Annotated in this window: 13 protein-coding genes; 2 read left to right on the top strand and 11 right to left on the bottom strand. The window is 39.0% G+C overall.

Translation table 11 applies throughout. The features are described from left to right. Positions 1-11: 11 nt before the first annotated feature. The 11 genes from BMZ41_RS04560 to BMZ41_RS04510 form a co-directional block, all read right to left on the bottom strand. Positions 12-905, bottom strand: a complete 894-nt coding sequence (locus BMZ41_RS04560; protein ID WP_090168870.1) for a transporter substrate-binding domain-containing protein — start codon at positions 903-905, stop codon at positions 12-14. 35 nt (positions 906-940) lie between these two features. Next, entirely contained in the window at positions 941-1,561 is a 621-nt protein-coding gene (locus BMZ41_RS04555; protein WP_090527207.1) for a GDSL-type esterase/lipase family protein, read from the bottom strand. 184 nt (positions 1,562-1,745) lie between these two features. After that, complete coding sequence (locus tag BMZ41_RS04550) at positions 1,746-3,794, bottom strand: methyl-accepting chemotaxis protein (protein WP_090527204.1); 2,049 nt, start codon at positions 3,792-3,794, stop codon at positions 1,746-1,748. Between the two features lie 138 nt (positions 3,795-3,932). After that, positions 3,933-6,746 carry a glycosyl hydrolase 53 family protein gene (locus tag BMZ41_RS04545; RefSeq protein ID WP_090527201.1) on the bottom strand — a complete coding sequence of 938 codons (2,814 nt, stop codon included), beginning with the start codon at positions 6,744-6,746 and terminating at the stop codon, positions 3,933-3,935. 161 nt (positions 6,747-6,907) lie between these two features. After that, positions 6,908-8,113, bottom strand: coding sequence for a GGDEF domain-containing protein (locus BMZ41_RS04540; protein ID WP_090527199.1), 1,206 nt, complete (start codon positions 8,111-8,113; stop codon positions 6,908-6,910). An 88-nt stretch (positions 8,114-8,201) separates the two neighbouring features. Then, positions 8,202-8,984, bottom strand: coding sequence for an AAC(3) family N-acetyltransferase (locus tag BMZ41_RS04535; protein ID WP_090527375.1), 783 nt, complete (start codon positions 8,982-8,984; stop codon positions 8,202-8,204). Between the two features lie 21 nt (positions 8,985-9,005). Then, complete coding sequence (locus tag BMZ41_RS04530) at positions 9,006-9,845, bottom strand: sugar ABC transporter permease (protein WP_090168881.1); 840 nt, start codon at positions 9,843-9,845, stop codon at positions 9,006-9,008. Further along, positions 9,842-11,161 carry a carbohydrate ABC transporter permease gene (locus BMZ41_RS04525; RefSeq protein ID WP_090527195.1) on the bottom strand — a complete coding sequence of 440 codons (1,320 nt, stop codon included), beginning with the start codon at positions 11,159-11,161 and terminating at the stop codon, positions 9,842-9,844. Before BMZ41_RS04525 ends, BMZ41_RS04530 begins: the two co-directional genes overlap by 4 nt. 11 nt (positions 11,162-11,172) lie before the next feature. After that, positions 11,173-12,630: a sugar ABC transporter substrate-binding protein gene (locus tag BMZ41_RS04520; RefSeq protein WP_090527192.1), complete on the bottom strand. Its 1,458-nt coding sequence runs from the start codon at positions 12,628-12,630 to the stop codon at positions 11,173-11,175. 12 nt (positions 12,631-12,642) lie between these two features. Further along, positions 12,643-14,274 carry a glycoside hydrolase family 13 protein gene (locus BMZ41_RS04515; protein ID WP_090527189.1) on the bottom strand — a complete coding sequence of 544 codons (1,632 nt, stop codon included), beginning with the start codon at positions 14,272-14,274 and terminating at the stop codon, positions 12,643-12,645. An 11-nt stretch (positions 14,275-14,285) separates the two neighbouring features. Then, the gene (locus tag BMZ41_RS04510; protein ID WP_090527186.1) at positions 14,286-15,080 is read right to left on the bottom strand and encodes an InlB B-repeat-containing protein; all 795 of its coding nucleotides are present in this window, start codon (positions 15,078-15,080) and stop codon (positions 14,286-14,288) included. A gap of 155 nt (positions 15,081-15,235) precedes the next feature. On the opposite strand from BMZ41_RS04510, the gene BMZ41_RS15805 reads away from it, so the two are divergent. Then, complete coding sequence (locus BMZ41_RS15805; protein ID WP_090168893.1) at positions 15,236-16,036, top strand: LacI family DNA-binding transcriptional regulator; 801 nt, start codon at positions 15,236-15,238, stop codon at positions 16,034-16,036. A gap of 71 nt (positions 16,037-16,107) precedes the next feature. Then, positions 16,108-16,509: an RrF2 family transcriptional regulator gene (locus tag BMZ41_RS04500; RefSeq protein WP_090168895.1), complete on the top strand. Its 402-nt coding sequence runs from the start codon at positions 16,108-16,110 to the stop codon at positions 16,507-16,509. Positions 16,510-16,570 lie beyond the last annotated feature (61 nt).

Genomic DNA, 16,570 nt, shown 5'->3' with positions numbered 1-16,570 from the left:
TTACGATTTTTTTACTTGCCACCCTCTAAAACAAGTGTGTCTTCATAATCAGCACCGTATGTATCAAGAAGAGTTGCCTCATAATCAGCGTGGAAGAAGTTCTCTGAACCAAGTGATTCAATCTCCTCATTGAGCCAATTAAGAAGTGTCTCATTACCCTTTGTTACAGCTGGTGCGATTGTATCCTGATCACCAAGTGATGGGATACCTACTGTATAGCCCTCGTTCTCAAGTGAGAAGGCGATAACCTCTGTGTTGTCATTTGCCCATGCTACGCCGTTGCCATTTTCAAAGGCTGTCTTTGCCTCTGCGTAAGCATCGTACTTCTGAAGCTTGATATCTGGATAATTCTTTGTAAGATAGGTCTCAGCAGTTGTACCAGAAATTACGATAATCTGATCATCTGCTCCAAGGTCATCAAGGCTTTCCACTACTGCTGAATCAGGTGAAACTACACCAAGGGCTACGTTCATATATGGAAGTGCAAAATCAACCTCCTGTGCTCTCTCTTCTGTAACTGTGAAGTTTGCAAGGATGATATCTACCTTTCCTGTCTGAAGGTACTCAATTCTGTTTGCTGCCTCTGTAGATACGTAATTGATTTCTACACCAAGGTCCTTGCCGATACGCTCTGCAAAGTAAACATCATATCCAGCATACTCGCCATTCTCATCCACAAAACCAAATGGGCTCTTATCTGAAAAAACACCGATGTTAATTGTTCCACTTTCCTTAATTTCATCTAAGGTTCTAAAGCCTGCGTTTGAGTCAGCCTCTACTGTATCCTCGCCTGTTGCTGCCACCTCATTTGTTGATGCGCTAGAGCCGCAACCAGTAAGTGCAGCTCCTACAAGTCCTGCTACTAAAAGTCCACCTGTTAATCTTTTTACAAAATTCTTTTTCATTTCAATCTTCCTCTTTTCATTTTTTATTTTGATTTTTATGCTGCTATCAATTTTTTATAAACAGCTTCTGCAAGGAACCTGTGACTTTCTACGTCCATATGCTCCTGATCCGTTTCTGAAGGCTTCGCCACATCAGATGCTGCCAAAAACATACAATCAAATTCCTCTGCCAACTTTGCAAATACTGCCTTAAGTTCTTTAGAAGTAACCACTGATTTCTCATCAAATTCTGGGTCAAACTCCTGTTTCCAAACCTGTTCCCCCAGGAAAATTGGAGACAATAACAGGATTTTTGCATTTCTATTATTAGCCTTTATCTGTTTAAGAAGGATTTCTGTGCCTCTGGCAATAAGAGCAGGTGATGCGTTATAAACTGTCTTACAATCATTTGTGCCAAGCATCAACACTACTGTATCAACAGGACCGTGACTCTCTAGTAAAACCGGAAGAAGTTTTGAACCGTTGCGACCAATTCTTGTGCTGTCCTCAAACACTGTGGTTCGACCAACAAGTCCTTCCTCAATCACTTCGTATTCGTTATAATCAAGCATCTGTGAAAGAATACCTGTCCATCTTTCATTCTTCTCATATCGTCCACTGCCATCTGGCTTTAATCCGTATGTGTTTGAATCCCCAAAACAAAGTACACTTTTCATGCTGGCCTCCTCTCTCCCATTGTTTTGTGCCTCATATCCTTTACATGTTGGTATGTTAAACCTATTTACCTACTGCGTCAATAGGTTTAATAATCGGGAAAATTTATAGTTCGTTATCAATTAGATTTATAACAAAAAATAGCTAGGGCATTTTGCCCTAGCTACCTCATTTTTCGTAATTTATTTACTCTGTATCATCCTTAAAGAAGGAAATCTCTTCGCTAAGCTTAACAGCAATCTCCTTCAAGTCATCAGCAGAATTTGCAAGACTCGAAACTGTAGCTGAAAGCTCCTGAACAGATGCACCTGTCGTCTCTGAAGATGCAGCGTTCTCTTCTGAAATAGCTGAAAGAGATGACATTGCATCAGATACGATGTCATTAGAAGATACACAGGTTTCTGCTCCACCTGCAATCTCCTTAACCCCATCAACAGTACCATTGATATCCTCAAGCATACCATTAACAGATTCAAGGGTTCCACCAATAGCTTCCTGCTGCTCCAGATTACCCTGCTTTACAAGATTAGCTGCTGCTACGGCTGCCTCAGACTGCTTCAAAAGAATATCCATCTGTGTTCTGATATCCTGAGCCATGCTGTCAGAATCATCTGCAAGCTTTCTGATTTCCTCAGCAACGACTGCGAAGCCCTTACCAGCTTCACCAGCACGGGCTGCCTCAATACTAGCATTAAGTGAAAGAAGGTTTGTCTGAGAAGCAATTCCTGAAATACCTTCTACGCTTTCATTGATACTTGTAACAGCATCCTTTGTAGCAGAAATTGTTCTTGCAATTTCTTCAATCTTTTCTGTCATGTCACTACTTGAATCCTGAAGATTAAGAAGTGACTTACTTGAGGTCTGTGAAGCCTCCTTCATCTTGCCTGCAAGGCTTTCCATATTTTCTGTAGAGCTTTGTACTCCTGTTACAGCATCTGTAATCTTACCAACATTCTCAGCAGCTTCCTGAATCTCCTCAGCCTGCTGTACAGCTCCAGTAGCAATCTCCTGAACTGCTGTTGCTACTGTATCTGTGGTAGAAGCAATCTGATTTGCCATATCTGCCAAATCTTCTGAAGAGGTTGTAACTGTAGCAGCTGAATGCTTAATAGCAGAAACAATAGCACCTAATTTATCAATAACGGAATTGGTGCTACGGACAATCTCACCAAATTCGTCTTTACGGTTTGAATATCCATCTATTTTCTTAAATCGACCATCTGCCAATTCAGTAATTGTATTTGTAACAGCAAGGATTGGATTTGTAAAACTTGTTGCCATAACAAGGGAAATAATAATTGCTATTATCAGCAGGATTACACCTATAATCACTACAGATATTGCAGCCTTATTAGCTGAAGACGTAATCTCCTTTTCCTGCTGGGCGATTATCACTGAATATCCTGTTATAGGCTCTTTTACCCATGCATTGTAGGTATTAACACCACTGAAAGCCTGTTCAAACAAACCACTTGATTCAGAAGATGTTACAAACTCGCCAGAGCTCATATCATACTCTTCATCAGGGCCAATATCAAACTGAGCATGAGCCGCCATGATACCGTTTTGATCGACAATATAACCGTCACTTATATTGGCTGCCAAAAACTCATGAAGAACTGATAAATCTATACTCCTCTGGCACTCACCAATAACCTCGCCACTCTCACTAAAAATAGGTACAGCTATAATGGCTACTCTTGCTCCTGAAGATTTACTAACTATTACACCTGAAACTGCAGGCTTTCCTGTAGATATTGCTCTTTGGAAAAATTCACGATCAGCTATATTAACACAGTCACCACCATCAGTTCTAAGAATCTGCTGACCAGAAGCTAAAGTTAATACAACACTAGTATTTCCATCATCAATTATCGTATTAATCTTAGCCATATGTGCCTGAATTACAGAATCTGGATTATTGGTTCCATCAGTTCCATAATATTCCATAAAATTCATAGTACTAGGAGATGTGGCGAACATCTGTAGAGAATCAACATTTTCTCTTATAATCTGTTCATATTCCTTTTCAACATACTTAGATGTTGTCTCAAGCAATTCCAAAGCATCGTTTTTTGCCTTATTAGATGATGACAAATAACTAATAAAGATGGCGACAATCAAAGGAACTGCCACAAGTAAAGCCATAATAACTATAAGTTTGGTCTTTACACTATCCTTAGGATTAATGCCTGACTGAGTCTTGGCACTCTTAGTTTTTGGTTTCTTTGCCATGTTCCCTCTCCTTTACTGAAAAGCAGCCCCACTGCACACTACAAGAGAATTATACGACAAATTTATGTATAAATAGTTAATTTTCTGTAAACTTTACCAAAAAGGGGACTCCATCACTGGAAGCCCCCAATAATACTTTTACCACCAGCCAAAAATCTTCTTAAAGATGTTTGTCACAGCCTTTATTATAGGCTTGATTACTGGCTTTATTACCTCTACTACCTTCTTAACACATTTTACAACCTGTTCAATTACAACCTGCGCCTCTTTAGCTGGATCAACCTTTTCGTCCTCCTTAGGTTTATCCTCAGGAGTTGGTGTAACTGTAGGAGTTGGCTCATTATTCTCTCCAGGATTATCTACCTCGCCATTGTCATCATCCTTTCCTGGTTCAACTTCCTCAATAACATCTCCTGTGCGATAAAGATAGAAATCATCCCATGCGCCCCAGCCACCAGCTACAGCCTTTACTGAAACACCGACTTTTACTGTAGTGCCATCTGCATTAACCTTTATTTCCTCTACCTGTGGATTAGCCCAATTCTGCCATCCTGTTACACCTGTTGGAGTCTCAAAGCTATCCTCTCCAACCTTAGCATAAAGCTTAAAGTCTGCATCATCTCCGCAGTCTCCACCTTCTACATAAGCACCAAGCTTATAGATACCTTTATCTAAGGTAACCTCCTGCTCGACTGTGTAATCGATGCTTTCATTATCCCAGAACTTCAAACTCATTGTTCCAGTTCTGACATTAGATGAATCAGCCTGAATTGCTACGCCGTTTTTTCCATCAGTATTTCCATCATCCTTAATGGTCCATACTGTGTTGCCATCCTCAAAACCTGGGTTAGCAAGAAGATTTCTAGGATTGATTGTAAGCTTGCAGGCAACTTCTTCCTCTTTATCAAGGACTGTTACTGTTCCTTTAATTGTATATTCACCTGCTCCGCTATTTACTGCTGCTGTAAGGGCTTCAGTATCCCAAGTAATGGCTTCTTCTATTTCAGAACCATCGTTATATACTACCTTGGCATTCTCTGGAAGCTTTACTTCATCTCCAAGCTCGAAGGTAACATCCTCAACATCAATTCGTAAAACCGATAATGGCGCAGATGCACCTGTTCTTACATAACTGTAAATCTTAGCTGATGGAAGGGCGTGTCCCTCGAAATCAAACCATGCTTCGTTATCTACTGCAGAACCACCAAACCAGTCGCTGGCATCCTTATCGTATTTTCCGGAATAAGATGATGCCCAGCCTGAACCATATTTCTCCCATGCTTCCTTATTTGAAGCAAGGACTTCCTCTGCATTATCAGCATCCTTGTCATATACATTTACTGGAATCCATGCTGGCTCCCAATAGAAAACACCAATACCATTATCAATTGAAGCTACAGTGCTAATGACACTGCGAACAGAATCTGCCTGTCCCTGAACTGAGATGTCATAATTTAAAGCATCTCCGCTTTTTCCCTCATATTCAGTATTGGTATGACCATCGCCATCCTCTAAGGTATGTACATAAGAAGTTTCTGCAACCATTACTTTCTTATTGTATTTATCTGCTATATTAGATAGAACATTTTTCAGATTTGTAAGTGTTCCATGCCAATATGGATAGTATGAAGATGCGAAAACATCATAATCTACTTCATATTTCTCAAGATTAGCTGCATAGCCTTCATATCTGCCGCTTGTCTCTGGGTTTGTAAAATGAACGGCTACTAAGATATCCTTATCATTCTTCTCTGCTACAGTTCTAACAACTTTACTTCCTGCAGAAAAGATTTTAGCCATATTAGCCCATGACTTTTCTCCTGCCACACCATTATTGGTCTCATTACCAATCTGAACCATTCCTACATCAACACCTGCATCTAAAAGCTTCTGTAGACTTTCTGATGTGAATTTTTGGCAAGCCTTTGCCTTCTCCTCTACAGTCATTCCAGCCCACGCCTTTGGTGCAGTCTGTTTTCCAGGGTCAGCCCAAAAATCAGAGTAATGGAAATCAATGAGTACCTTCATTCCAGCATTAGAAATCCATCTTCCCATTTTTACCGCTGAATCGATATCGCAGTTTCCACCGCCATAGCCATTACCATTTTCATCTGTTGGGTCGTTCCATACTCTGAGTCTGACGTAGTTAACTCCGCAATCCTTTAAAAACTCAAAGAACCCTTGATTACTAAGCTCATTTCCATCGAAATCGTAGAATTTAACACCACTGTTTTTCTCAGAAAGATATGAGCTCACATCGACACCTGTGATAAAGTTTGCATCACAGCCTGGTACCTTCTCTACGTTAATATCAGCTTCTATCTTGTTATCCTCTTCCTCATCTTTATTATCATCATCCTTTTCGTCGTCATCTGATGATTCCTTTAAGGAATAGAGTACGAAGTTATCAACATCTCCCCAATAACCTGCAGCTACATCTCCACTTAGAGCAACAGTTAAATCCTCCTCTTCTTCCAAAGTAAACTCTTCTGTTGTAAAAGTGGACCAGCTATCCCAGCCGGTGGTCTTAATTGAAACACTCTCACCATTAATAGATACTGAGACACCTGCTTCGCTCTCAGCACCATCTGCTTCAAAAGAAAGCTTGTAGGTACCTGCTGGAACTGCATCAACTGTCTGTGAAAGCTCAAGCTCAGCTGCATCTTCATTGTTGTTCCAGTAATTGAAAATGTTTGTTTTGTTGTTGCTTGCCCACTGATCAACTTTGATTTTACAGCCTGCACTGTCTCCATCATCTTCTGGCATTTCAACAGTCCATCCCGATAAATCACCTGTTTCAAAATCACCATTTTCAATAAGGCTGGTTTCCTTCCAGCTTTTCTCTTCCTCCGCTTTTGCAGGAATAGCCACACCAACCTGGCACAAGACAGTTGCTGCTGCAAGCCCTACACTTGCATGCTTTGCAAAAAACCCTTTTTTCAATCTTCCCATAGTTTTACTCCCTTACCTCCTGTTATTTATTTGTCATCTATTTTTATTTTAGCAAAGGCTGTTTTCCAAACCGCATAGTTCCCACGATATTTCGTGCAAATTCTACTATCTTAAACGCAAAAATAGCGCAACCCCCGGTTGCGCTACTAATAAAAAATCTGCTATCTACCTGATGCTTTTAAATTATTTAGCGTATCATTAAAATCTGCTCGTCTTCTATGTTGAGCTTCCTTATCCTTATATAATAATTCATCTGCTTCGTTAAATACCTGCTCATATGTCATGCTTGATGTTGAACACTTATATGCACCTACACTAAAGGAAAGTGCATAGGTCAGTTCATTATTATTATGTAGCACTTCCTCAAGCCTTGCTCTTACATCCGTAGCAGCTATTTCATTTTTGCTGGCCACTACAAATTCATCTCCGCCCCATCTTGCAACGATAGCATCATATCCCCTAAAAATTTCTTTCAGAGCATCTGAAAAGACAATTAACGCTCTATCTCCCTCATCATGTCCAAAGACATCATTAATGCTCTTAAAATAATCAATATCCAACAAGATAACTGTAAGAGGATTTTCCTCATCACAGTTTGCCAATTCATTATTTATATATTCCGTAATACGTCTCCTGTTATTAAGCTTTGTCAAAGCATCTGTGTAAATCTGAGAATCCTGAAGCTCTACAAACAACTTTATAACAATAGGAATTACACAAAGCTCTATTGCAGGAAGATTCAATAAAAATCCTATAAGCATTCCGCTGACGGTAAAGAACACAATAAACAGAATCTGACTACCATATTTCTTCTTTTCAAGTCTATTCTTGGCTCGTCTCCTATTCCTAATAGAAATAATAGTTGCAGACACCAGATACACATAATCCAAAAACAAAATAAAGGACAGCATCGGAGTAAACACCAGCATACCATCTACTATGTCGTACACAAAAACATGAAGCGGCGTAAAAAGTAAGCTTACAACAATTGCAAGTGGTATTATCGCCAATGTATCCCATAAATTAAAGGATTTAATCTGCTTCTTTTTTATCTTAGGATTAATATTTGAAGATACATGAATAAACCAAAAATAACAGGCTAGGGACATAACCCCAAAACCAAGTGCCACTATAAAAAGGACAATTGTTCTTGGGAACATTGTGTAAAATCCATCTCCAATAAGTAATCTTATATCAACAAGAGCATATATCATAAAGGATACAAGCATTCCCTTAAAGGACATAACCTCTCGTTTGCTACCTATGCTTTCATTAGTTTTTGCAAAAATTACATTCAAGGATATAAGGCATACCGCAAGAATCAATAATATGAAAGGTTTTATCTGTGTCTCCAACTGAATCGTCATAAAATGCCTCCATGACCAAACACACACTGCTCATGGTAGCATTTTACCAAGAATATATTTAAGAAATGTGACGTGTTGATGAAACTATTTATTCCCTATTCTCTTCTATCCATTTGACAGCAAAATCTACTAGTGTCCTTTGGCTCATACAGCGGATAACAGTGCCTCCAAGCTCTGCCTTTTTTACAGTATTCTTCTCCTCGAAGGCGGCACCTATATTAACAAAATCCTCTCCATCCACAAATAGTGTCTCGTAGGATTTCCATTGACGCTTGCCATCCTCCATAACAGCACTATGCTCGATTGTATTATGCTTGCTCTTATAATCAGCTCTCACATCTGCCAGATGAATTGAGGTGTTTTTATCGTAATCCACACCTATTAGCAACACTTTTCCATCCAGTTTATATAGCTTTCCCACTGGAGATTCCTCTCCAAAAATATCACACAGGTCGTGATTTTCTGTGAGATAGCTGGCATGCTTTCCCCAGGCAGCTACAGACCTGGCAGGATGGTCACTACGAAGAGCTCCTGGCCACTGACGGAACATTTCCGCCGTGGCACCCATGGTGTTTGTTGGGGTTATTTTTTTGTCATAGGCTGGCCAGTTCTCTCGTATTATATTCCAATACTGTTCGTCCACATCCCAGTGGACTCCAGTATCAGGATCTAAATTTTTCCAGGACTGGGTAGGCATCATGATTGTGCCTTCCTGTCCAACTACTTCTATCAGTGCCTCAATAACAGTTTGGGCGCCACCACATACATAGCCAATCTGACCAAGAGAGGTGTGAACCATGACAGCATCACCTCTAGTCAGACCTACTGTTTTCAATGCATCTATAATTTCATTTTTCACAACTGGTTTCATAATCATCCCCCGTGTCCTCGTCTATCCCTTAACAGCACCCTCTGCTATACCATTAACCATGTTTTTAACAAGGGCAAAATACAAAATTACGATAGGAACAGCAATAAACACACTTCCTGCTGCAAATCTTGAAAATTCTGTTTCGTCAAGACTCATTAAACCAACGGCAACGGTGTATAAATCCTTTTCTTTAAGTAAAAGCTTAGGCAAGATAAAATCCGACCATGGCCAGGTAAAGGAAGTTAATGCCGTATATACGATAATCGGTTTTGACAATGGTAGATTAATCTTCCAAAATATCTGGGCTGAATTTGCTCCATCTATTTTGGCTGCCTCATCTATTGCCTTGGGAATAGTATCGAAAAATCCTTTTTGTGTGAGATACCCCATAGGCGCTCCAGCAGCGTAGATTAAAATCAATCCCCAAATCTGATTGATTAAGCCAAACTGTGTCATCAGAATGTATACCGCAGTCATTCCCATAAAGGATGGAAACATACCAAGAACCATGGTAGTTTTCATCATTGGTTTTCTTGCCCTAAACTCAAATCTGGACATGGTATAAGCTGTAAGTATTGTAAGAAAGGTGCCCAAAATACAGCTTCCTGCTGCCACAAATAAAGTATTAAAAAACCATCTTGGGTAATTGTACATGGTGGTATCAGTAAATAATTTCTTAAAAGTATCTATGCTATAGGTGGTCGGGAAAAATCCTTCAAAGGAATAAATACTTCCTGATTTTGAAAAGGAAGCCAGCACTATCCAAAGACAAGGAAAGAAAAATATAAATCCAACCACTATAAGAAGGGCATAGGTCCATACTGCATCAAAGACCTTCCCAAAGCTCTGCTTTTTCATCATTGGAATGTATCCTCCTCTTTAAAGGATGGTGAGTTCACATAAACTGCAAGTGAAATCACTGAAGTGATAATGAATATTATCAAACTTATTGCTGCTCCTATGCAGTAATAATTATTGTCGATTGAAAGATTGTATAGCCAGTTGATTAGCAAATCTGTATCGCTGGCAAGGAAATATCCATCAAGATATAATCCACCTCTCAAGAAATAGAAAATACCAAAATTATTGAAATTTCCTATAAACTGTCCTAAAAGCACTGGCATAGTGGCAAAGAGCATAAATGGTAAGGTCAGCTTCTTAAACTGCTGTAAAGAAGTAGCTCCATCTATTCTGGCTGCCTCATATAAAGACATATCTCTGTTTGATAAATGTCCTGTTGCCAGTAGCATAATAGCTGGAACACTTATCCAACAATTAACTAAAAGACCAATCAGTCTTGCTATCCACTTTGCATCCAAATCTAAGAATCCAATTGGTACTCCTCCTACAGAGCGAATAAGCTGATTAACAGGACCACCATATGAAAACATAAATTTAAAAGCTAAAAGAGTAATAAATCCTGGGATGGCATAAGCCAGAATTGGGAAAGCTCTAAAAAATGCTTTTCCTTTTACACAGTCTTTATTTAATAAAAGGGCCAGACCTATTCCTGCAAAATAATTAAGTGTTGTAGAAACCACTGCCCATAAAATATTCCAGCCCAGTATTCTAATAAAGGTAGGAGCAAACTTTGAGAGTGTAAGTATCTTTTTAAAGTTATCGAAGCCCACCCAATCTACAAGCTCAGGCGGAACAGTGCTCCCACCATAATTAGTGAATGAAATAAGTATCATGAATATAATTGGAAGAATATTAAAAACACATATTCCAATCACAGGTAACACCAATACCGTTACATAGAATTTTCTATCTATTAATTCCTTTAGCTCTTCTTTAAAACCTTTTGGTCGCTTTCCTGAAATTATCGTATTTTCGATATTAATAACATCCTTTAAATTCGAGATATAAACTCCAATAAAAAGCGCCATCACTATCCAGGCAAAAATACCCATCAGTAGCATTACTACTGAATTATCGCCTGCTATTCCAAGCCAGGCATCTGCCTTCTGAGTTCCTAAGGTAAAGAAGCCCTCGATATCCTTACCGCCTCTGACAAGCATGTAAGAAATAAACCCAATTTCCAAAAGCAAAAATATGATTCCCTTGGCAATGCACCCATATAAAATCTGGCCGCTGCCCATGAGAAGAGCTGAAAGCTTTACACGCCACGAACTATTTTTGAAAACTCCTATGTAATTCTTAAATCCTTCTAACATTATTTCTTCCTCTATTCCAAGGTATAAATCGCATCATGAATCTGATTGCACATATCCTCAAGACCTGCTTTCATAGAATCCAAGTCCTTATATTTCTTCTCAGCTTCACTTCTAAAGGCATCCTTTGCCAAATCAGTAAAGAAGGTCTGACCTGGAGTCCAAATCTGGCTAACTTCCTTGATAGATGGCATAAGTACAATATTGCCCTTATCAAGCTCTTCAAACATATCCTTTGAAAGACCACCTAATTCTGAGGCTGCGTCCTCTCTGGCTGGAGCTATTCCAAGAGTCTCGTTTCTCAGCATAATCATCTCATAGCTGGTGGCAAAATTTACGAAAGCAAGGCATGCATTTGGGTACTTTGTATAAGAGCTAATGGCATATCCATTAACGCCTCCCATTGTTTTACTATCCACAAGCTTAGGGTTTTCCTCTGTAAGATTTCCACTTTCAGGAAGCTTAGGAAGCCCTGTCATAACAAGATTCTCCTTAGCCTTCTCCTCTGCTTCTGCCTGAGCTAATCCCTGACCTACATATTCATTTACCAATTCATCATAAAAGGTTGAGTATGTATCAGGAGTAGAAAGTGTTGCAAAATATGTACCATCAGCAAGCTTGCTGTAAGCGTTAGTAGTTATAGTATCATCAATACAATCTTCATTCATTGTGCTGGCAAGCTGGCTTAATACCCATGCGCCCTTTTCTGAATCTCCTGCTGCAAATCCAATATCCTCTGGATTTGTATTGTTATCACCAAAGATATATCCACCATAAGAAAACAGGAAGCCACTAGAAAAATACACATCATATAAGGACTTCATATATCCATACTGTTCTGAATTTTCCTGATGACGCTGGACAGAAAAATCATACATATTCTTCCAGTCCTCTATCATATCTGGCACATCATTGGAATTTGCATCCCAATTTTCTTTCCAGTCCTCAGGCAGTAAATCCTTTCTGTAGTAAAGCATAGGAGCCTGCACATTTACTGGTACTCCACAGGTATAAGTACTTCCATCAACATCAACCTTATAGGCCTGCCATGCTGTTTCTGGAATCTGAGAATAACAATCCAACTCCTCCACTGGAAGTGGCAAAATATGTTTGCCTTGCGCATACTGCATAATCACGTCATTTGCCTGATACAAAACATCTGGGCCATAACCATAAGGGCCATCATTTGCCAAATCCAAATACTGATCCATATTGGCATCAACAGCTGTTATTCCATACTGCTCATATTCCTTGTTAAAAGCCTCTATAAGCTGACTAAAATATCCCTTTGAAATGGCAGTGTCATTTTCCAAAACCTGAATAGTAACATTTTCTTCAAGTTCTCCGCTGAAAATACCGTTTGCCGTTGAACCTTCACTGGCTGCACTAGAATTTTCAGCTTCACTACCACATCCATTTAACAGGCCAAGCGACATAATCGCTACAAGCATCATTGCTATTTTTCGTTTCATTTTCTATTTCCCCTATACATCCATCTGTATCGTATATACGGTAGGACTTTTTATTGTAAGTATTGCATTTTTTCCATTGTAACTTCTTACAAGCTTTATCGCACCATCTTCATGTTTTATAGAAACATCTCCCCATTGTAAAACAGGATTTTTCTTTAGCGCCAATAAGCCCTTGATTTTATCCATAAGCTCTATATCCCAATGGTTCTTATCCCAGTCAAAACAACGTCTGCAATCAGGATCATATCCACCCTCCATAGCAATCTCCGTTCCATAGTAGATACAAGGTGTTCCAGGGAAAAACATGGTTAACGCTATGGCTGTCTCAAGCTTTTTCTTATCTTTTCCGATTTCTGTAAAGAAACGCAATGTGTCGTGGCTATCCAGCAAATTAAGCATCATGTAATTTACCTGCTCCATGTTTCGCATAAGAATAGAATTCAAATGCTGAACTGTCTTCTTCTCATCGCATCTTCCTTTTGCAAAGTAATCTAGACATACCTTCGTATATGCGTAATTCATAATGCTGTCCTGTTGCTCTCCCATAAGTGCAGGATATGCATCATGCCAATTTTCGCCAATAATTACTGCATCCTTCTTTTTTGCCTTAACAGCCTTCCTAAACTGACGCCAGAAATCATGAGAGACCTCATCTGCCACATCAAGTCGCCATCCATCAATATCAGCTACATCAATCCAGTATGTTGCAATATCTAAAAGGAACTGCTGCACTGCTGGAACCGCTGTGTTCAGCTTAGGCATATACTCACAATGGGCAAAGCACTCAAAGTTACGCTTTTTCATATCAAGCTTGTCACCATCTATGATGAACCAATCATAGAACTCAGAGGCTTTTCCCTTCTTTACCACGTCCGCAAACTCATTCATCTTATCGCTGCAATGATTGAATACCGCATCTAAAACAATCTTGATTCCACGCTTGTGAGCTTCTTCTACAAGCTTCACCAAATCTTCTGTAGTACCAAACTGTGGGTCGATTTTCTTGTAATTGATGATGTTGTATTTATGGTTGGATTCTGACTCAAATATAGGTGTAAGATAAATGCCTGATATTCCTAAATCCTTAAGATAATCTAGGCGCTTAATAATACCCTTTAAATCTCCGCCTGCATGATTCTTTGGTGTAGGCTTATCACCCCATTTCATATCTATGTAAGACATGTCTTTGTTCTCATCACCTACACAGAATCTATCAACAAAGATTTGATAGAATACTGTCTCTGGCATCCAGTCCACCATAGGCATAACATCATTCTCATTAATGTATGGCAGCTGGAAGAAATTATAAAAGCACTCTTCGTAGTTGTAATCCTTAGTGAGACCGTCCTCACTGAAGTAATATTTCTTTCCCTTTTCTTCAAGCTCAAAAATATATACTAATCTTACGTCGTTAATATTAAGCTTCACCTCATAAAAAGCGTAAAGCTCATCCTCATACTTGAGAGGAACTTCTACAGTAAATCTTTCCTTTTGGTAATCATATTTAACGCCGTAAATGATTTTTACTTTCAGACCAGCCTCTGCATCTTCTTTTGCAGTTCTAAGTCTGATGACCACCTCCTCCTTTGATAATGGAAAACAATATCTCGATTCTGGTATATGTAACAGTGCGTGCTTATTCATCTAAAAACTCCTTATTCTACGAAATTCCAGGTAATCTTGTCATATGGGTTTGAGTTAAAATTCTCTCTTGTTTCCTCTGTATAGTATGGATCTTCCTCGTCGTACACATCTTCACCAGGATAAGTTGTAAGTACAAAGGTATATGTACCTGCAACAGCAACCTCGATATTCGACTTCTCAGCAGGTGTATCTCCCAAGCCTCCCGAATTCTTGAAATATGTAGCGCCATCAAACATTCCTGACTCAAGATAACCATAGCCTCTCTGATTTGACCAGCTGGAATCTGTAGCAAACTGGAACTGATCACCTTCATTAAGCTCAAGGGTTATCGTATATACGTTTTCATTTTTCACATCTTCTTTTGTGAACTTCTGGGATTCTCCAATAACCTTTCCCCAGTCTGATTCACTTAAGACATCCGAAGTACCAGAACCTACAATATAAAACTCTCTGGTGTCCTCAGTATAGCTGACAAAACCTGCATACAAAGGAGTATCCTCAGTAATAGCTCTGTCAAAATCAAACTCTCTGGTAAGCTTTGGTGTTGCAAACCAGCCAACAAAGGTATATCCATCTTTTTCAGGAATAAAGCTTTCTACCTTTTCTTTATGAGCTACTGTGGCTGTATCAAGTACTGTAGTACCATCGGAATCATAAAAGGTAACTGTGTGTTCATCCGCCTGCACCTGCGACTCAGCATTTATCTCAGCTGAAGTCATATCCTCGCTACTTCCGCAACCTGTCATTGAAACCGCATTTACGATTACACATGCTAATAATAAATAACTTACAATTCTTTTCTTCATAGCAAAACCCTCCGTTTCATTTAACCGTTTAAATTAAATTTTAAAAATATAAACAAGCTCTTGATATAGCTTGTTTAATCGTTTAAACTAACTTCATAGTATAATTTTTATTTTTAGATGTCAATAGAGAATAAAAAATTCTTCGGAGGAGAAAAATGGCAGGCAAAAAAGTCACCATAAAAGATGTTGCAAGGGAAGCTGGTGTGTCTGTAGCAACAGTATCATACGTGGTAAATGGAAGGACAGATTTGAAGATATCTGATGAGACTAGAAAAAGAGTTTTACAGGTTATTAATCTTCTAAACTACTCTCCTAATCAGGCAGCAAAGGCTCTTGCCTCAAAGAGAAAAAGCCAGGTTGGGTTTGCCATTTCTGATAGTAGTTCCATCTTAAAGATTGCAGATCAGATGCATGTCATGAAAACAATTGCAGCCTTCATGGGAGATAAGAATTACGATGTATTTTTAATTCCCCCATCACGCTTTGAAAACTATGGTCAGGCAGATGCACTTATTTGCTACGACTTAGATAAAAAGACCTTTGCCTCTTTAGGCGATTGTAACTTTGCACCACTTTTAGCTTTTGACTGCTACATTAATGACTCACTATTTTTCCAGATAAATACTAACCTGAACCGACTTAAAGCTGCCGCTGAAAAGAAATTTAAGGGTGCACCTTATCAATATGTGATGCTAGAAACACCTAATACAGAAAAGAAGGAATTTACCAATAACACTTTTGATAGTGTTATCTACATTGATAATCCCTCTGATTTTGATAAGCTATCCTGTGATAACCTACTTGTTTCCAGTGAAGTTTTATTGGATTTTGTTCCAAAAAAGTATAACGTATGCTACGAGCCTGATATAACTACCGACAAACTTGAGTTACTTTATAAAGCTTACGAACAAGCTGCAGAAAGAATCCCAATCGAAAATCATAATCTTTGTATTTAAACCTAACTCTTGATTCACCTATTTACCTACGTTATAATAGTGTAAATAAAAAGCGATTAGGAGGTACGTAAATGTTTAGTACAAAAGGAAGATACGCACTTCGAGTTATGATAGATTTAGCTCAGCAGAATCAGGAAGAATACATTCCTCTTAAGGACATTGCAGAGCGTCAGGATATTTCAAAGAAGTATTTGGAGATTATTGTTAAAGAGCTTGTCCACGGCGGTTTTGTCAAAGGCGTCAGCGGAAAAGGCGGCGGCTATCAGCTCACTCGCCCTGCAAATGAGTACTCTGTAGGCGAAATAATCGAGCTTATGGAAGGAAGCCTCTCTCCTGTAGCCTGCCTCTCAGATGAAAACTATTCATGCCCTAGAGAAAGCATCTGCAAAACACTTCCTATGTGGACTGAGTTCTACATGCTTGAAAGAGATTTCTTCTATGGCAAAAAACTTAGTGATTTAGTGGTTTCTTAGGCCTTTTGCAATTGAATTTGAACTATCTTTATGGTATAAAAAGTTGGTTTGACTTTTTATA

The sequence above is a fragment of the Pseudobutyrivibrio sp. UC1225 genome (genome assembly GCF_900115215.1).
Taxonomy (GTDB): domain Bacteria; phylum Bacillota; class Clostridia; order Lachnospirales; family Lachnospiraceae; genus Pseudobutyrivibrio.
Note: the sequence above shows the minus strand (reverse complement) of the source record. Positions and strands in the feature narration are given on the sequence as shown.